Origin of the sequence: Aquamicrobium zhengzhouense (genome assembly GCF_016124105.1) — a bacterium.
GTDB lineage: Bacteria > Pseudomonadota > Alphaproteobacteria > Rhizobiales > Rhizobiaceae > Aerobium > Aerobium zhengzhouense.
Genome location: NZ_JADGMQ010000003.1, coordinates 248,248 through 266,868, shown reverse-complemented (window position 1 = coordinate 266,868; position 18,621 = coordinate 248,248). Strand labels below are relative to the sequence as shown.

The window sequence follows — 18,621 nt, the reverse complement described above, 5'->3', positions numbered from 1 at the left end:
TCAGTCAGCCTCCGCCAGCAATCTGGCGCGCATCTCGGCCGGAACGCCAGCGTCGATCAGCACCTGCTCGAAGGTGACCTGCTCGCCCGCCGCCGGCTTATTATCGGCCTTGTAGCTGCGCGCGACGAGCAGCGGAGCTGGCTCCCAGGACGACTCCAACTGCGCGACAGAGCTGCGCATCGCCTCAGCTAACATCGCCAGGAAGCGTCGCGGGATACTGACGAGAGAGACCCGCCGTTCGCGCAGCGCGGTCACGACCTGTCGGGGCACGTCCAAATCCTGGGCGACGGTGCGCCAGTCATCAACCGTCAGCGCCGCGAAAGGGTCGGGTGCCGCCGCCGGCACAGCCTTCGCGTGTTGCGACCAAGCCGCATCGATCAGCGCCTGATCGCCAGAAGAGAGGGGTGCGGCGTCTTCGTAAGACTCGCGGCGGAGTTCGCGCGAGAGGTCGACGAGCTCCCCAGCATATTCTGGGTAAAGCCGCAGATAGCGTTCTAGGGTCGAGCGGCCAGGCTCGCTCTCAACGGCGAACGCGTCGAGCACGGACTCGCGGGATGGTCGTGCACCGGCGGGGCTCACCGCTCGTCTCCGTTGGTCATGGCGGCTCGCAGGGTGGCGAAGGCCTTGTCACGGTAGGTTCGGATCGTCTTTTCGGAGCGGCCCAGGGCCTTGGCGATGGTCATGACGTCCGGTTCCTTCGAGTCGATGGGAAAGCCTTGTCTGAGCATGTGAATGATCCTGCTTTGTTCTATCGGTAGAGCTTCAATCGCTCCATCCAGGCGCGACCGGTAAGCCGGATCGTCGAAATCCGACGCGGCGAAGGGATCGTGGGCCCCCGCGGCCGCCTCGACCTCTGGTGACAGTTCACCACTCTCCTCGTCATATTCGAGGGGCTGGGAACGATTTTCGTCGCGCCAGGCCTTTTCCTGCGCATCGCGCCGCAGGCTTGCCAGCGCGCCATCAAAGCGCACCTCGAAATAGTCGAGCTTGTCGGCATAGTCGGCGCGATCCGCCGAAAGGAGCTCGACGAACCGGCTGAACACCTGGTCGCGCACGACCCCGCGCGTCAGCGATTCCGTCCTGCCATCAGAGCTTTCCTTGGGCAAGCTGCGCAGCACCCGTCCGATCAGGATCCGATAGAGGCGTTCGAACCACGCCTCGTTGTTGTCTCGACGGCTCGCGCGAATGAAATAGACGAGACATTCGCTAGGGATGTAGCCCGGGTCGGAACGCTTGGTGATTTCCGCCCTGGCAATCAACTCGTCACGCGGCAGGATCGCCAATTCGGCGATGAGCGCTTCTACCTTCGGATCGCGCTCGTAAAGTTCCCCATTGAGCCGACGTTTTCGAAGCGAGTTAGCTATCATTTCACCCGCGCCGCTCGGTCCTGCCACTCCCATCGCACCAACGGCTCCCCCCAACTGCTTCATCGTGCCGCCCTCTTCTCGCCAGCACTCTTCAAATTCAGACATGTGCTCACAACACCCCACACCACCTAGATTACCCCTGGTAGAACGGGCTGCATCGCCTCATGCAGTTCACGTCCGCGCCGGCCGATGATTCCAGCAACAGCATCTGCGGTTAAGGCAGCGATTGCCTCTCGGTTCAAATGACCGGCTCGAAATAGTGCGAGAATTTCCCCCCGTGTCAGCGGAAAGCCAAGCGTGCTCAAGGGCAACGCTTCGACTGGAAGGCCGAGATCAAGCCGGGTGAGCAATAGCGCTGCCGCCTCTTGTTCCTCGGCCCGCTCCAGCACGATCGCTGCTATGCGCAGCGCGGACTCCAATAGGAAGCGAGAGCCATCCGCGTAACCACGAATGTCGCCGTGCCCTACCCTGACAAAGGCATTAGACGAGTACCGAGCCTCGATATCATTGGTCGGTTCGCCAGCAATCCAATCGCTCACGATGAGCGCGCGCTTGCATCGGCCATAGAACGCGACATCGCTTTCGGCACGATGCTGCAACGCGCGGCCCACGCCATGTCCGAAGCGGCCAAGAGCGGCCTGCTGCCACCGCGGCTCACCATTGCGGGTTTGCGGTGTGTAGTCCTCGTCGCGCTCCGGCAGACATTCGACGAGAACAAGGAGAGCTTCTAGCGTCGCGTCGGCCGGATCAACGCGACGCAACAGCTCAACCAGGCGCATCGCGGACTCGAGTGTGAGGGGAGACTCGCCACAGGCACGCCCAAGCATGGTCAGGCGGAGATTATCGGCGTCTTCTTCGATCAGGCCATCCGCGATCATGCGGTCCAACAGCTGCTCCAGTGTAGGAACCATGCGATCGCGCCATGCCGGATTCTGGAGGGCGGCGAGATAACCTCCATAGGTGTTCGCGATCAGGTCAACGACGGCACCGCGCGGAACATCTCTAACCTGCGTAAGCAAGCGGATCACCCAGGTTCCCGGCTGGTTCGGATTGAACGATGACCGGATGACCTCCGGCTGACCTTGCACATACTGCCGGAACAGTTGATTACGCTCCATGGCGGTATCGGCGAGCAGGATTGCCTTTCCCTCGGCCTCGAACCCCAACCGACCGGCGCGGCCCGCCATGTTCTTATACTGAGCCACCGTATAGGGCTGCCGCTCCCGCCCGGGGAAATCCGTCTCGGCGATGATCACGGTGGATGCGGGCGTGTTCACGCCCGCGGCAACCGTGCTGGTCGCGACGAGGGCCCTGATCTGGCCATCCGCCCGGCGAAATCCGCGCTCGACGGCAACGCGCTCATCGCGGGTGAGATCGCCATTGTGAAACGCGATGCCGCCTTCGAGCGATCGGCGGAGACTCTCCGAGGTCTGGGAGCGGTCGCCTTCGGGAAGTGCGTCGATCACGGCTTGCGCCACAGGAAGGCCAAGCTCTGCCGCAAGATAGTTCGCACAGCCGCTCGCCGGACCACGCGCATTGCGGAAAATAATGACCTTCTCGCCAGCATCGATGAGATGGCGGACCAGTGGCACGATCACGTCCTGCGACGATTGCCTTTGCCCGCGCTGGCGGATCGCGAAGCGGTCGAGGAGCTGAATGGTTTCGGGACCACCCGGCCCCAGGCGCGCAAGTGCACCGCTCCTATCTAGGACACCTTCGACCAGCGGAACCGGGCGATGGTCGGTTTGCAAAAGGTCACAACCGAGCCAGCGATCGAAATGGTTAGCGTGGCCGATAACCGCGCTAAGTGTGATGAGCTGCGGAGCAACGCCGCGCTGGCGGGCACTCACGAGATTGGTGAGCAACAGTTCGACCACCATGCCACGACCTGGCTCGGTGATGAACTGCGCCTCGTCGAGCACGACCAAGCCGATCTGATTAAGCATGTGTGCGGAGGCGACCGACATGCTGAGGAATTTTTCGTAGGTGAAGAACGCGATGTCGTACTTGCCCCTTAGAACAGTGCCGACCTGATCTTGCCAATCGCCGGAGCATCGGGCGATCCGGAGCCCCAGACGATCGCCGTAAAGGGCCGAGAAGTCCTCGAACTTCTCGTTCACAAGCGCCTTGTACGGCAGAAGGAACACGGCCTTGCGGCCATCCGCGATGGCCTTGAGCGCAGCCAACTCGCCGATGAAAGTCTTTCCTGCGCTGGTCGGCGCGACGACCATGAGAGAGTTGCCGTTCAGCACCCCCTGTTCGTTGACCGCTTCAATTTGAAGTTCGTTGAGCCCTTGGGGAAAGCGCTCATGCCATGCGTCGACCGCTTCTTGCGGAATGCCCGCAGCTGCCAATTCGCGGATGTCGCCCGTCGTCTGAAAATTGACGCGTTCCGGAAAGGCTTCGCGATATCGGGCACCGATCTGGCCAGGAGGCAGGACAAGATCGCCTTCGGTCTGTCCGAACATGGTCGGCGATTGGATATAGCCAAATCGCCCAGCGTTCGCCGTGACAAGGCGAGTAACGCGATCGACAAGCTCAAGCACGCCTAGCGGGGCGTTTGCCTCAAACAAAACGTCAATGACGGCCTTGGTGAAGAGGCCGTGTCGCGACTGGGGATCTTCGAGCGCTTCCTGATCGGCCGACGATGCGGCGAACAGGATACGTCCCTGACCTGCCACCTGAACGAGCGGGAAAGCCACAGCGTCGCGGGGAACTAGGCCGGCGTCGATCACGCGCGCCGGAGCACCACCACTAAAGCAGCAATCAAGCAAGAGGATGACTGCACGCGCCCTGGTCTCTCGAAAACGCTGAGCCAGCTCGTCCATGCCGAGCGTCGTGTTCGGCAAATCGGCTACGTCCGTATCATGCAGAACCAGACGGTGGTCCTGCGTGCCGTGTCCGGCGAACCCGAGGATCACCACATCGTCTTCACCGGCAGCGCCAAGCGTCGCGTCGAGAACATCGCGCATCGTAGCCAGGGTCGCCGCATCGTCCGTGATGAGGGGGGCGTCTAGGTCGACGATGCTGTCAGAGAGCACTGCCCACAACGCGGTGGCGTCGCGCGCGGCTCCGGTCAGATCACCGATGAAGGGATCCGCATGCCTATCGATGCCAATGAACGCCCCCCGGATCATCAATCAGCCTCGTGTCACCTGAAACGATGCGAAACCAGGTCGTTCAGCTTTGTCCAGCGCAACAGCAGCGAATGTCTCCCGAGAGGCGACTTGCTTGTTGCCGACCTTCTCAAACCACACGCAGCAAACCGCGGTGCCTTCGATCGACCAATGCTCGCCGACCTGCTCAACCGTCATGATCGGTCCGCCCGATTTCAGCTGAACCGTGTCGCCCGGCGCAAACTCCATAATTCCCCCCTCCCACTCGAAGCTTTCATATTGACTCAAAGTTAGGTTGCATTGCTGCATTTTGCGAGATGGCCGACCAAACATACCATGATTTTCTACTCTTTTTATCAATCAGCACTTCAATCGTCCAAGTAATGCCAAGTATCAGCTCGCGGGCTCGATAGCGGCGAGAGTTTGCGCTTGACCGGACAGGTCAGCGACTGCGGCCGGATCGCTCTTTTAGACGGAATCGTGGAAGTGCCCGCGCGCATGCGTATCGTGCCTACATCAGTGCAACAGGCTGTTGCACAAATTCGGGAACCGACCCAAACGGGTCATTCCTACAACGGCGGATGCTGGAGGCTGCGGTATGCCACAATCGGAAACTGAACGTCCGCCAGAAGGCGGAAGGTTAATGGCGACGCGTCATGGCGAGCAGAATATCCGCATGCTCACATTGGCTCTGGCGGCGGACGTTTGGAGCGATGCTAGATAATAAAGCATCTGCCGAGGCTTCGGCGGAGGTGGAACGCGCTGCAGCTGTCGTTTGAAGTGCTCACGCGAAAGGATCCGTCCCGCGAAGATCCACGCTTCACGATTATAGCGAGGCGAGCGGAGTGCATCGCGAACCTCTGGCCACGCGTCCTCCACCCTAGGTCCTTTGAGCACTCGCCGCGTCAGGTGGCCGTGCTGGATCGGAACGCGCGAACGCCAGAGGACCGTTCGGTCGGGAAACTCATGAATCCACGTCAGCAGACCGAGGCTTGCCTGAGCCTGACGGCCAACTTCCTGGAGGGAATTCAGGCTCATCTGTGTGTCATCGACCTTGGCATGGATCATGACGACCTTGCTGCCTGCTCTGTCGATGCAGAGGAAATCGCACGTCTCGGTCCCCCCGTCGTCGCAAATCACGACATCAAAGGCGTCTAGAACATCGGCCAGTCCGGGGTCGGCGGACCTGATAGCATCGCGTCTGCTGGCGTCCGGCCGGCCGCGACCGGCGTGATCGAAATGAGCGTAAATGCCGCCGAATACGCTTTCGTTCACCCAGTCATCGAGACCCGACGTAGCGCTACCCTTCTCGGAGGTCACCTGGGCAAGCCAGGGCGAAGCTATGATGGCCTCCAAGGGGCCGCCGGGCTCATCACGTGCGACCACATCGATGGCCAGCGAAGGGCGATAGAAAAACTTCTGCGCATAGACCAGTGATGGGTCGCGCGGGACCACTCGGAACGGCTGGGTCCGCGACAGAACTCCGGAAAGCAGCTGAGCCTTTTCAGCTTGTTTCAACGCTTCCCTATCCCGGTTGACCAGAAAGGCGTCGAGATCGGGTATTTCGATAACGTATTTGCCTCGACGGCGTGTCGAGCCAGTGATCGTGTAAGCGATTTTTCCTTCGAAGCTGCGGCCGTCCACCTCGAGGCTGAACGCTCCATTGCCGTCGACATCAAGGCACCGGTCTGCATGGGCTAGTGCTTGGGTCCGACCAGCGTCCCACCCAACTGGTGGCGATGCGCCGTCCTCGCCGATGATCTCAGCAAAATCGAAGAGGATATTCTGCGGTACAGCCCGCGCTGCATCGGGTGCTGGGAGCGCTTGGGCAAAGCGCGCAAAAGCCGTGCTTGGCGCAATTGCCGAGTCGAGGCGGTCAGCCAGCTTGTTGATCCACTCAACGTAGTCGGTGACTTCAACAAATCCCGCGCGGGCGTCCGACACCGTGGCTCGCTGGAGTGAGAGGTAACGTGTTTCCGCGGGGCCTGTCTTCGGACGCATTGATGCCCGGACCGATGTGGTCGCCTGCATGCCCTGCGACAGGTCGAAGAAGCCAACGGAGAAGTCCCGCATGCGTGCAGACATCGACCGGATGCCCATATCGGAAATATCGAGGCTGACGGCCGATGCTACTGTTACCCTCCAAGCCTCATCGTGCGTGGATACGGGAACGAGACGTTGGAGGGTCTCGGGGCCCTCTGGTTCCAGTCCTAACTGTTCCGGGTCGACGACAAGCCCTTCGGTGTCGAGCAGGAACACGCGCTGTCCAACGCTGACGATGGCCATAATTCCCAGCGTCCAGTTCGGCATCGCCTTGCTGATCAGCAATGGGGAGTTGCTCCACTCCACGTATACCACTAGGCGGATGTTAGTAGGCTCGTCACCCTCAGGTTTGATGACCGTTGCGTCGTGACGGTCTTCCAGCCCCATCGCCTCCGCGGACGCTGCGGCGAGTTGGTCGAGCGACAAAGCTCCGTTCGATCGAGTGACGAATGTTCGCATCGGTAACTGGATGTCGCCGAACCCTACGCTCTCACCGTCAAGCTCAAAGCGATCGCGGAAGTCGCCGGCGATGTATTGGACGGCGGGCGAGGCGTCGCGCAGCGTATGGAAGAACTGAGTCTCCCGCTTCAATGCGTCGCCTGGATCGGCATCAAAGCGTTCCTCATAGCCAAGATAGCGCTCAAACCTCTCATCAAGGTCGTCGCCTAAGTTGGTGTCGCCTATGACAAGCGCCGTTTCGCTCCGGTCGCGGCGATGATATCGCAGCACCCGCCCAATTTGCTGGATGACGGCCCGCGTATTCGAGAAGGGCTCCATAACCGCCACGCCGCAGAACCGACTGTCGTCGACGCCTTCCAGCAGCTTCCATTGATGGAGCCAGATCCGTACGTCGCGTGTCTGAGGCGCGTCGAAGGCTGGCATTGCATTGGCGAAGCGCAGCGAAGCTGGATTGCTGCGCGTCTCCTTATGGTGGATCAGGACGCAGCGTTGTCCCAGGCGCCGCAGCTCCTCCCGCAGACGAATGAGACTATCGTGCGACTCCGCTCGCACGATGACCCGAGCTTCGTCGGGAGCATGGGGCATCGCGCTGGCGCCAACTTCGCCCAAGAAACGCACCACGCGCTGCGCGAACGATTCGCCCTCGCCTGCCGGCGTCGTGTCCACCTTGACGTTTCGGATCAGGCACTTCTCGCTCGCTTCTCGGAATGACAGGTTGAAGGCGAAGCGGCCGTCTATATCGAAGTAGCGAAAATCGTTGCGATAGGGCGTAGCACTGAACAGGAGCGTTGGTCTGCCCAGGCTGCGGATGCATTGAGACCAAACGAATGCCGGCTCGTAGTGACTCTCGTCGACTATCACGAGATCGAAGCCGCGTAGCATGGTAACCAGAGCAGTTCGGGCCGCCTCGGACGGATCATCTCCCTCTTCATCTTCAGGTGGTGCCGCATCGAACCCCCGGGGGCGTCGACCGGAAAGCCTGTGAGCCGGCCGATCGGGGCGCAGCACCTGTTCAAGCGCTGAAAAGGTTCCGACCATAACCACCCTGGGATCGGTGATCTGGGAGAGTTGCTCAGCGGCGCTCGGCAGCAACCGCCAGACAGGACCGTTGGCAACCGCGGAGCCGACGTCAGGATCGTCGGCGCGTCGAGCTCTGACTTCATTGCCGTCATAGATGGCGTCGAAGCGGCTCCAAAGTCGGGTGTGCAGGTCGCGCACCATCTGGTCGACGAGGGCACGCCGGGGCGTGAGCACGAGAACTCGTGCGATTTGCGGCACGGCGCAGGCGACGGTGGCGATGACCCCGGTTTTCCCCGTTCCGGTGGGCATCTTGATAAGAGCGGCGCCGGTCGACCCATCCGTTGTTCGCCGCGCTGCGACGTGTGCCAACGATAGACCGACGGCACGCCTTTGCGGGGCCCATAGGCCTCGCGCCGGCAGGTATGTGCCCTCGTCGACTGCCGCGCTCCAGAAACCCATCTGGTCGAGAGGTCCTAGGAGACGGCGGAACTCGGCCCGCATCGCTGGCGTGTCGACGGCCGCATCGAGTGAAACACGACCGCCGCGACGATCGATTGACTCGTCGTCCGGGCTGCCACGCGCGAAAAGATCTTCCAACTCCACCACAGCCCCCAAGGATAAACAGTTTCGTCTCGCCGCGATCAGGTTTTGCGGGCGCGACGGCTCTTGTTGATTCTCAAATCAAAGATGTATCAGCCTGACCTTACGGCCACTCGAAATATGTGAAAGCGGTAAATATTCGTGGCGTATCCATACTTCTACGAGCAAGCACCAGTTGCCGACATCCAGCCCCTGCAAGAAAGCTGACCTTTGTGCAGAGCGGCTCAATCGCGACTTCATCAAGGGTGTCTACTATCTCCCCCTATCGCTTGAACCCGATCTACGTGGAGAGGTAAGTCGCGTTGCTGCATTTTGCGAGGCGGACGATAAACTACTTACTATCGCGTGACGAGCTCGCAAGAAGCGCGAAGAAGAATGACAGCTCCTGACTCATCGGCCTGTTCCGCAACTAGCAGGTCCGCCTTTGAAACGAAATTATGGGAGCACCGCGCGCGCATGCCGTTTTGGCATGCATAGCACGGAGAAATCACATGCAACTAAACGAGCTTCCAACGCGGTATGTCCGCACAGACGAGGCGGCGCTCTTTCTCGGATTGTCCCCAAGGACACTCGAAAAGCATCGAACTTATGGAACAGGCCCCACCTACCGAAAACTTGGCGGTCGGGTGGTTTACTCGCTTGGAGACCTGAAGGCCTGGGCAGACCTAGGCACAACGCGATCAACATCGGATCCTAACAGCCGAAAGGTGCTTCCCGCAGCGCGGCGAGCCGGCGAGGATCGCCGCAAGGCATAGAGTCATGCCGATCGAAATCCCGGGCGCCTCGTATGCAAGGGTCTGTAAGCCATCGGGGCGGGTGCGTGCCGCGCCTGCATTTGTGCAACAGCCTGTTGCACAATTTATCAATCTACTGTTGGAGATGCCGTGTCTGGTCCAGCTTATCTGACCTGCGAAGAGGTCGTCGAACGCTATCGTAACAAGCTCAGCGACGGTACGTTGCGAAACTGGCGGTGCAAGAGAATTGGGCCGTCATATATCAAGATCGGCAAGGCGATCTTATATCCTACCGAAGAGCTCGATCGATGGGATCGTTCAAACTTAACGGTGTGTAGGCGGATATCGATCGCCATCGCCGCCACAGATCAATCTGTGGCTGAACCCGATTAAAATGAGGGCCGGCTTTCGAAGCGTGACGGCTGCGGCCGGTAGGCTCATCGGAGATCGGCCCTTGTTCGTTCCGTGGCTTTGGGCCAGAAAAGTCATGCGTTAGCGTGTAAGTCCGGGCCCTTGCGGGACCGGCCGGGGCGCACCGGAATTTCGATGGATCGAGGCGAGTTGCATACCCCAATTAACGGCTCCACTCCCACCAGTATTCATATTAACATATTGATTATTCTATGGATTTTTTAGAAAGACGATAGGTGCACAATCATCCTTCCGGCGACCCTACCCCTTCCCGTGCGGACATCGAGATGACGAAGACGATCATCGCGACCACCAGGCCGCTCAACATCGTTGTGCACGACCACATCATCGTCGGCAAGAACGGCCATTCAAGCCTCAGGGGCTTGCAACTGATTTGATGGTAGACGTCGCAACAAAAAGGCCACCCGAAGGTGGCCTTTTCGAATTGATGCAAGAAACGCTTACTCGGAAGCTTCGTCCTTGGCAGCTTTTTTCTTCGGCGCTGCCTTCTTCTTGGCTTCGCCTTCGCCTGCCTCATCTGCAGCCTTGGACTTCGAAGCCGCCTTCTTCGCCGGCTTCTTCTCTTCCGCAGCTTCTGCGTTCTCTTCGTCGTCTGCGAGAAGCTCTTCCTTGGAGACCTTCTGGTCATCGACGGTGATTACGCCGAGCAGGTGATCAACAACCTTCTCTTCGAAAAGAGGTGCGCGGATGGAAGCGAGCGCATTCGGGTTGCTACGGTAGAATTCGTAGACCTGCTGCTGCTGGCTGGCCGGGACGCGACGGATCTGATCGAACAGCGAGCGCTGCAGCTCGTCATCAGATACCTCAACACCAGCCTTCTCACCGATATCAGCCAGAACCAGACCAAGGCGGACGCGGCGCTCTGCCAGACGCTGATACTCAGCGCGGGCCTCTTCTTCGGTGGTGTCTTCGTCAGCGAAAGTGCGACCAGCCTGTGCGAGGTCGTTATTGACCTGCGCCCAGATGTTATTGAACTCGGCCTCAACCAGCTTGGACGGAGCTTCGAACTTGTAAGCTTCGTCGAGCGCGTCAAGCAGCTGGCGCTTCGCCTTCTGGCGGGTAACCGCGCCGTACTGGCTCTCGATCTGACCCTTTACGACTTCACGAAGCTTCTCGACACTTTCGAGGCCAAGCTGCTTTGCGACTTCGTCATTGATCTCAAGCGCCGCCGGCTTGGCAACAGCCTTGACCTTGATATCGAAGGTGGCTTCCTTACCCGCAAGGTGCGCGGCCGGATACTGCTCCGGGAAGTTAACAGTGATCACCTTCTCTTCGCCGGCCTTCACGCCGATCAGCTGATCTTCGAAACCAGGGATAAACTGGTTGGAACCCAGCACGAGGTCAGAATCTTCTGCAGCGCCGCCTTCGAAAGCAACACCATCGATCTTGCCGAGGTAGTCGAACGTGACCTTGTCGCCGCTCTCAGCCTTGCCCTTCTTCTCCTCGAAGGTGCGAGCCGAATTGGCAACCTGCTCAACGTGTTCGGTTACTTCTTCTTCCGGAACGTCGTAGACGAGACGCGAGATCTTGATCGAGGACAGGTCCTTCTGCTCGATTTCCGGCAGAATTTCGTACTCCAGCGAGAATTCGAAATCAGCACCGCCGGCGAGGATCTTGTCGGCCTCAGCCTCGTCCTCGGTCATGATGACCTCAGGCTGCATCGCCGCCTTCTCACCACGCTCCTCAAGAATCGAGCGGGTGGAATTGTTCAGGATCTCATTCACGACTTCAGCCATGAACGACTTGCCGTACATCTTGCGCAGGTGCTGGATCGGCACCTTGCCAGGCCGGAAGCCGTTGATGCGTGCCTTGTCCTTTGCCGCGAAAAGCCGCTCAGTGAGCTTGGCTTCCAGGTCGGAGGCTGGGACGATCACCTTGATCTGGCGCTTCAGCCCCGTGTTGAGCGTTTCGGTAACCTGCATCTCAAAACCTTTGTCTTCGTCATAGCCGCCGGGGACGGCGGCTCGCCGTTCAGCGTGCGGGAATAGCGTACCGGGGGACGGGATGGTAGGGGAATCTTGGCTGGCGTGCGCAAAACATGTTGCAGAAGCCCACAATATTCCGTCACTGACCGACCTATTCCCCGGATTGGCGCCGCTTCTGGCAGCACAAATCGCGCCCCTATATAGCCAGTTTTAGGGCAAACGCCAGCGTTTCCGGCTAAATTGCTTAGCTTAAAATCCCTTTTTCTGAGCCAGTTGGCTCACCATGCATTTTGAGGACCGGATGTCGGTTGTTCACGCGTATTTTCACATCCAGTGATCTTCCCTGCAATTCAGCACTTGCAGCGCACATCGATATATCCTAGTGACAGCGCCGTGCGGGCGTGGCGAAATTGGTATACGCACTTGACTTAGGATCAAGCGCCGCAAGGCATGGGGGTTCAAGTCCCTCCGCCCGCACCATTCAAATCTCTCGACGCTTCTGCCGCAGGAAATCAACCAGCGCTTTCAGCGCCGGTCTGATGAGGCGTCGGCTGGGATAATAGAGATAGAAGCCATCCAGGGCCGGCGGCGCATAGTCATCCAGAACGGTTACAAGCTTTCCAGATTTCAGCGCCTCGGCCACGGCGCTACGCGGAGACTGGAAAAGGCCCAGTCCATCTTCGGCCGCTTTGATCTGCATGCCGGTTTTGTTGACGATGATACGCCCTTCAAACTGCATCTCCATGCTCTTTCCATCTTGCTGAAAGCGCCATGGAAGTGCGGCGCCTCCAGCCAACCGCACATTGAAGCAGCAGTGATTTTCAAGTTCATGGGGTGATGCCGGAGTGCCATGTTTCGCCAGATATTCCGGTGAAGCCACGACGACCAGCGGAATAGGTTCGCTGATCTTGACCGCGATCATGTCCTTGTGAACCAAACCTCCGAACCGGATTCCCGCGTCGAAGCGCTCAGTGACAATGTCGACACGATCCCCATCGACCGACAATTCGACGCTGACGTCCGGGTACATGCTGAGGAACTCGGACAAGTGTGGCGCAAGGAGTGAATCAGCTGCTGGCGGCGCAACCGTCAGACGGAGGAGACCGGCGACACTGCCGTTGAACTCCCGCGTTCTTTCCAGCGTGTGGACGAATTCATCCAGAAGCGGGCTCAGGCGCGCGTACAGCATCTCGCCTGCAAGAGTAGGACTTACAGAGCGAGTAGTACGCTCGACCAGACGAACTCCCAAGCGCTCTTCGAAGTTCATCAGAAGCTCGCTGACACGTGAAGGCGATAGGCGCAGCTGCTTCGACGCCATGACGAAGCTGCCGGAATCTACGATAGCAACAAAGGCTCGCGCCTCCATGAAATCGGGCTTCATTGCACACACTCTTCGGAATTACCGGACAAGGTATCCGGATTTCGTACCGTTTTTTCCGATCAGATCAAGCATATATCAACATCACATCGGTTGGACACCCCCTCCCTCCAACCAATAAGACATTGAAAGAAATAGATAATGCGTACTCTTTTTGCTGCTGCAATTGCTGCTTCCACCCTTATCGCTCCGACCCTCGCTACCGCTGCATCGTTCGAGAGCACCGGATACATCGAGAGCATGAACAGCTCCGCGAACACCCTCCGCATCCGTGGCGGCGACGCATACAAGCTGCCTTCTCACGTAGACCTTTCGCAGTTTCAGACCGGCCAGCGTGTCAGCATCTCCTGGAACAGCCAGAACCCGACTTTTGTTGACTATGGCAGCGACAACTACGTTAACGGCGTCGAAGCTACGGGTATCCGGGCAGCCCACTAAGGCTTTCCGCTGACGGCTCCGGCCGCTCACGCCTTAAGATTGCTGTAATGAACTTGGAAGGATGGGATCGGCGATCCCGTCCTTTCTTTTGGTGGGTTCAAACTCAATTCCGTCGCGCGCCTGGCACTTCTACTATCCTGGCTACCAAGTTGCCGACCTTGCGCCTGATCCTCCGCCCGCAGGTGTTCGTGGTTGCGCTAGAAATGAGAAGCAGCGATCCGGTCAAGTCAGTTCTGCTTTCTGCAAACGGAACACCCAGAGCAGCACGTGCACGAGAAAGATTTTAGCGGCACATGAGATGAAAAAACGGTCCAGCACACACTCCCGGCGCCAGGCGGCACGTCACCTGATGAACCTGCGTCAGGTGCAGGACAGCATGACGGTGGCCGAGCAACCTTCGATTCGAAACTCCCTACTCGCCGGACTGCAGGGCGGGATCACCGCAGCCATAGCTCTGCCACTCGTCCTGCTTTCCGCGTGGCCTCATCTCGTGGGGTTCGCATCACTGGGCGCCCTGGTCGCGCTATTTGGTCGATTTGCGCCGCGCCGCGATCGCAATATGATCGTGTTTTTGTGCCTGATTTGCCAGGTAACTGCTGTCTTCTCGATGTCCGCCGTCGCGTGGCTCGGCATGTCCTATACGTTCCAGCTTTGCCTACTGGCCTTGTCATGCGGCATCTTTCTTTTCGTCGGGCTGGTTTTCGGATTCGGCCCGCCCGGCCCCTTGATCTTCGTGTTTGCCGGCGCTGCATCCATGTCGGACGGCTTGAGTTTTGATCAAGTAATTGAGCGGACTGCTGCGACGACAGCCGTCGCACTTCTGGCCTTGTTCATCTGCGCCGCGACCGAGCGGTTCCGCTATACGCATCCATCCGAAGCTCCGGGCCCCGGCACGCCGAAACTACCCATCCCTCATCTTCTGACGATGGCAGGGCGCGCGAGTGTCGGTGCCGGCATTGCCGCATTCACAAGTTATCTACTTGGTGCGAACCACCCTGCTTGGGCTGCCATGGGTGCGCTTGCTGTCCTTCAGGGAACCAACCTCCACATCAATATGAACCGCGCCTTGCAGCGGACGGCCGGAACAGTGGTGGGCGCGTTTCTGGCTTGGGGAGTGTTGGTACAAGATCCGTCTGCCTGGGTGATTATCGGTGTCTTGGTGGGACTGCAGATCCTTACTGAGATTGTTATTGGCTACAATTACGCAATCGGACAGGTACTGGTCACGCCCATGGCTTTGCTGATGACGCAGCTAGCCGCTCCGCAATCGGCTGGTGCGCAAATGGCTCCTGAACGCGTATTGGACACCGTTTTGGGCGTCGCCGTTGGCGTCGGGATCGCAGTCCTATTGTCGTCGATTGATGATCGACGCCATTTGGCCAAGAGACACGGCAGACCGGATGACGCTCGAGAGACCTAACGATGACGCGATCAAAACCCCTTAATACAAGGGCTCCTGATAAAGCATTCTGTCCCCGTCATGCAGCGACTTGATCTGCGAGGCTCCGTCCGCCGCGACAGCCACCCGTACGGTAAACGACCCTAGCCCCAGATTGCGCTCGATTTCACGGCCTTCGCCTTCGGGTACGTAATATCGCTCAATGCCATATCGTACTCGCACTGTCTCTTGGCGCGAATGGACATTTACACGGGCGTGGCCGCGAATATCGACCTCATCCGCCAATGGAGGATTTGACAAGGGCGCACCTACCGATGCTGCAATCGGCGCCCAGATCCCCTCCCCGCCCGGCCGCAGACGGACATAGACCGTTTCAGCAACAGTACTTCCACCGTTTGCGAGATCGCTGAAAAGCTCTAGCGGAATATCGCTGATGTTGTAGGCAAGAGTGACGTAGTCACCTCTCAGCAAGTCACGTGGGTCGACAGGCTCCACGGAGAGCACGATCTCGCTTCCATCGCGCAAGATGGAAGCCCGGCCTAAGATGGTCCAACTCAAGACGGAGATCTGCGCGGCAGCAACCAGAAACGCGAGGATAATCAGCCAACGTCTCGTCATTGAGCCCATCCTCCTTCGTTGTATCGGTCGCCCCGTATCTGCCGCTCAAATCGACTGATGAACCAGGCGAGGGCCGCCAGAACAAGCCCGCCTACCAGGAAGAACCCGGCTGTACCTAGCATCGTCCCGATCATTACAAGGTAAACAACCGCCAGTTCGGCGCTGAACGTGAGGTACACCAGCCAACGAAGCGACCTGTTGTCCCGTCCGGAAAGCAGCATTGCCCCGACCAGACCGATGAATACCGCAGCGGATGCGAACAGGAATCCGTCGGTATCGATATAATCCAGCTGCGCCATCCCCGCCGCGGTTATAAATGCGAGAAGTCCGAGAACGGATCCACTCGATCCCAGACCCAGCCATCGCTGAACGAAAACCGGCTTCCATACCGAGAGCAGGAACAACGCAACGCCGCCTCCGCCAAGTACCATGGGATACGCCAAGGCGGGTTCGTGCAAGAAGTTCAAGAACCCCAGCAGAGAAAGCGAGACTACCAGGATTTGCCGCGCCGCTCTGCTCCTAGTCCAATACGAGATCGCATAAACCGTGGACCCGAGGCCGAGATATTGAAGTGAAAGAGACGTCGCCTTCGAGGCGTTCTCTGAAACGGCTACGGTCATCCAGCAAATTGCCAGGAGCGCTGCCAAGACCGTAAGGTAGCGAGACTGAAGCACGGCCGCCGCAAAACCTGTGCCCACACACCACATTATCAGTGCCTGCGTCTCATCGCCGGAGATGTGATACATCTGGCTGGTCAATGCTATTGCCGCGCCAAAGCTGACTGCTGCGAGCACCCAGGCAACCTCACCAAAGGTACCATGCTCGCGCAACTTCAGAATGGCACCGGATACATACCCAACCAGAATTAGCAGGAACAGGAACGCTACTCGCGTCAGACGCGGTATCACCTCCCAGTTCGCCGCAATGAAAATCAATATCGATGCTGCCAGCAGTGCGGAGGCCATCGTTGCGAGCATAGCACCGAGTGACGCTCCGCGATGGTGTTGCGCAACATCGGCCGCAAGTTTCGAACCCGTATCGGACCCGATAATGCCGGCCTCAACCCACCGCTCTATGTCCCGCTTGACCTTACTTGCGTAACTCACCATCTCATCCTCTGCGCAGCGACGATGCTGGCGTGCAACATAGCGACATCCAGACCAATTTATGTCGCAAATACGGCCACATAGGAGACATCCGCCATTGTCCTGCCCCAACGGTAGATGCGCATTAATGCTGCAATGCACAAAACGCATTGGTGCCATGCACTAGTAGCACTTCAAAAGAAGAAGCTACGGACCTATCTACCAATCATCGCAAGAACAACGAAACACAAAAGCTTCTCTAGGTGACGAAATGAACTTGATCCGCAATTTCCGCAATTGGCGCCGCTACCGTGACACCGTCAACGAGCTGAGCCGCCTTTCCAATCGTGAACTTCACGACTTGGGCATCGCCCGCGGTGACATCCCGTTCATCGCCCGCAAGTCGGTCTAAAAAGAATTCAGTTTTCGCCGGGGTTCCTCCTCCCACCCGGCGAATAAGGCCCAAAACTTCCTCCTCCCAGTTGAGGGCCACTTAAACGACACCCGCCGGTCCTCCTCCCCCGGCGGGTGTTGTCGTTTTCGGGCTTCCTTGCTTTCACGCCCGTAGCGGATTATTTCCCTTCCATGACAATAGCTCCTGTACACGTCGTTGGTGGCGGTCTCGCCGGTTCCGAAGCATCATGGCAGCTCGCACAAGCGGGCGTACCTGTAATCCTCCACGAGATGCGTCCCATAAGAGAGACCGAGGCGCACCAGACTGACGGCCTTGCCGAGCTGGTTTGCTCCAACTCGTTCAGATCGGATGATGCCGAGACAAATGCAGTTGGCGTCTTGCATGCCGAAATGCGCTTGGCCAATTCGTTGATCATGGCGTCGGGCGATGCGAGCCAGGTACCAGCGGGCGGCGCCCTCGCGGTCGACCGCGTCGCATTTTCGGACCGGGTCTCTGCCGCACTGAAATCGCACCCCCTCGTCACCATCGTGCGCGAAGAGGTCACCGGTCTCCCCCCGCAGGATTGGGACCTGACGATTGTTTCCACCGGGCCACTCACGGCACCATCTTTGGCCGAGGCGATTGCCGCGGAGACCGGCGCGGATTCTCTGGCCTTCTTCGACGCAATCGCTCCAATCGTTCATTTCGACTCGATCGATATGAACGTCGCCTGGTTCCAGTCGCGCTATGACAAGGTCGGCCCGGGCGGCACGGGCAAAGACTACATCAACTGCCCGATGAGCAAGGAGCAGTACGAGAAGTTCGTCGCCGAGTTGATCGCTGGCGGCAAAACCGAGTTCAAGGAATGGGAAGGCACGCCATATTTTGATGGGTGTCTGCCGATCGAGATTATGGCAGAGCGCGGCGCAGAGACACTGCGTCATGGCCCGATGAAGCCAATGGGGCTGACTAACGCCCACAATCCGACGGTGAAAGCCTACGCGGTCGTGCAGCTGCGCCAAGACAATGCACTCGGTACCCTCTACAACATGGTCGGGTTCCAGACGAAGCTGAAGCATGGCGAGCAAGTTCGCATCTTCCGCATGATCCCTGGCCTGGAAAATGCAGAATTTGCCCGACTAGGCGGCCTGCACCGCAACACTTATATCAATTCGCCGATCCTGCTCGATGGATCGCTGCAGTTGAAATCCCGTCCGGGCCTGCGGTTTGCTGGCCAGATTACAGGCTGCGAGGGCTACGTCGAATCCGCAGCTATCGGTCTTCTCGCGGGTCGCTTCGCCGCGGCACAGCGTCTTGGCCGGTCACTTGTCACGCCGCCGCAGACAACGGCTTTCGGTGCCCTTCTCGGCCACATCACCGGTGGGCACATCGTCTCAGATGACGAGCCAGGCAAGCGCTCCTTTCAGCCGATGAACGTGAACTTCGGCCTCTTCCCGCCACTTGAACCTGGCACGCAACTGCGTCCGGATGGCTTCGAAGGGCGCTTCCGCGGCAAGGACAAGGCAATCGCGAAGAAAAGGGCGCTGTCCGCCCGTGCACTCGCTGATTGCCGTCGCTGGTTGGAAAGCGAAGGATTGGCCGCAGCCGAGTAA

At 58.9% G+C, this 18,621-nt stretch carries 15 protein-coding genes, 1 tRNA gene and 1 pseudogene; 8 read left to right on the top strand and 9 right to left on the bottom strand.

The window, feature by feature from the left end; genetic code table 11:
• The 5 genes from IOD40_RS07405 to IOD40_RS07385 form a co-directional block, all read right to left on the bottom strand.
• A complete protein-coding gene (locus tag IOD40_RS07405) occupies positions 1–579 on the bottom strand; it encodes a hypothetical protein (protein WP_198475873.1) in 579 nt (192 codons plus the stop codon).
• Entirely contained in the window at positions 576–1,472 is an 897-nt protein-coding gene (locus tag IOD40_RS07400) for a DNA-binding response regulator (RefSeq protein WP_456061950.1), read from the bottom strand. The genes IOD40_RS07405 and IOD40_RS07400 overlap by 4 nt, the downstream gene beginning before the upstream one ends.
• 23 nt (positions 1,473–1,495) lie before the next feature.
• Positions 1,496–4,504, bottom strand: coding sequence for a DEAD/DEAH box helicase (locus IOD40_RS07395; protein ID WP_198475871.1), 3,009 nt, complete (start codon positions 4,502–4,504; stop codon positions 1,496–1,498).
• 3 nt (positions 4,505–4,507) lie between these two features.
• Positions 4,508–4,732 carry a YodC family protein gene (locus tag IOD40_RS07390; RefSeq protein ID WP_198475869.1) on the bottom strand — a complete coding sequence of 75 codons (225 nt, stop codon included), beginning with the start codon at positions 4,730–4,732 and terminating at the stop codon, positions 4,508–4,510.
• A gap of 405 nt (positions 4,733–5,137) precedes the next feature.
• Entirely contained in the window at positions 5,138–8,602 is a 3,465-nt protein-coding gene (locus IOD40_RS07385) for a DEAD/DEAH box helicase (RefSeq protein WP_198475867.1), read from the bottom strand.
• A gap of 494 nt (positions 8,603–9,096) precedes the next feature.
• On the opposite strand from IOD40_RS07385, the gene IOD40_RS20020 reads away from it, so the two are divergent.
• The 3 genes and pseudogenes from IOD40_RS20020 to IOD40_RS07380 all read left to right on the top strand — a co-directional run.
• On the top strand, positions 9,097–9,360 hold the full coding sequence (locus IOD40_RS20020; RefSeq protein WP_233713884.1) for a helix-turn-helix transcriptional regulator: 264 nt from the start codon (positions 9,097–9,099) through the stop codon (positions 9,358–9,360).
• 129 nt (positions 9,361–9,489) lie between these two features.
• Positions 9,490–9,732, top strand: coding sequence for a helix-turn-helix domain-containing protein (locus tag IOD40_RS20345; protein ID WP_407649102.1), 243 nt, complete (start codon positions 9,490–9,492; stop codon positions 9,730–9,732).
• 254 nt (positions 9,733–9,986) lie between these two features.
• A pseudogene (locus tag IOD40_RS07380) lies at positions 9,987–10,148 on the top strand (JAB domain-containing protein); the annotation flags it as partial.
• Positions 10,149–10,211: 63 nt separating this feature from the next.
• Here IOD40_RS07380 and tig read toward each other — a convergent pair.
• On the bottom strand, positions 10,212–11,693 hold the full coding sequence (tig, locus tag IOD40_RS07375; protein WP_198475865.1) for a trigger factor: 1,482 nt from the start codon (positions 11,691–11,693) through the stop codon (positions 10,212–10,214).
• Between the two features lie 398 nt (positions 11,694–12,091).
• Here tig and IOD40_RS07370 point away from each other — a divergent pair.
• Positions 12,092–12,176, top strand: a tRNA-Leu gene (locus IOD40_RS07370).
• Between the two features lies 1 nt (position 12,177).
• Here IOD40_RS07370 and IOD40_RS07365 read toward each other — a convergent pair.
• Positions 12,178–13,077, bottom strand: coding sequence for a LysR family transcriptional regulator (locus IOD40_RS07365; RefSeq protein WP_198475863.1), 900 nt, complete (start codon positions 13,075–13,077; stop codon positions 12,178–12,180).
• 138 nt (positions 13,078–13,215) lie between these two features.
• Between IOD40_RS07365 and IOD40_RS07360 the strand changes: the two genes are divergently transcribed.
• A complete protein-coding gene (locus IOD40_RS07360) occupies positions 13,216–13,512 on the top strand; it encodes a hypothetical protein (RefSeq protein WP_198475861.1) in 297 nt (98 codons plus the stop codon).
• Between the two features lie 298 nt (positions 13,513–13,810).
• Positions 13,811–14,932 carry an FUSC family protein gene (locus tag IOD40_RS07355; RefSeq protein ID WP_198475859.1) on the top strand — a complete coding sequence of 374 codons (1,122 nt, stop codon included), beginning with the start codon at positions 13,811–13,813 and terminating at the stop codon, positions 14,930–14,932.
• 21 nt (positions 14,933–14,953) lie between these two features.
• On the opposite strand, the gene IOD40_RS07350 is transcribed toward IOD40_RS07355, so the two are convergent.
• Together IOD40_RS07350 and IOD40_RS07345 are read right to left on the bottom strand one after the other, a co-directional pair.
• The gene (locus IOD40_RS07350) at positions 14,954–15,529 is read right to left on the bottom strand and encodes a GDYXXLXY domain-containing protein (RefSeq protein ID WP_198475857.1); all 576 of its coding nucleotides are present in this window, start codon (positions 15,527–15,529) and stop codon (positions 14,954–14,956) included.
• Positions 15,526–16,635 carry a DUF2157 domain-containing protein gene (locus IOD40_RS07345; RefSeq protein ID WP_198475855.1) on the bottom strand — a complete coding sequence of 370 codons (1,110 nt, stop codon included), beginning with the start codon at positions 16,633–16,635 and terminating at the stop codon, positions 15,526–15,528. Before IOD40_RS07345 ends, IOD40_RS07350 begins: the two co-directional genes overlap by 4 nt.
• 250 nt (positions 16,636–16,885) lie before the next feature.
• Between IOD40_RS07345 and IOD40_RS07340 the strand changes: the two genes are divergently transcribed.
• Entirely contained in the window at positions 16,886–17,026 is a 141-nt protein-coding gene (locus IOD40_RS07340; RefSeq protein ID WP_198475853.1) for a DUF1127 domain-containing protein, read from the top strand.
• Positions 17,027–17,199: 173 nt separating this feature from the next.
• Positions 17,200–18,621 (top strand): methylenetetrahydrofolate--tRNA-(uracil(54)-C(5))-methyltransferase (FADH(2)-oxidizing) TrmFO, encoded by a 1,422-nt coding sequence (gene trmFO / locus IOD40_RS07335; RefSeq protein ID WP_198475851.1) that lies wholly within the window; start codon positions 17,200–17,202, stop codon positions 18,619–18,621.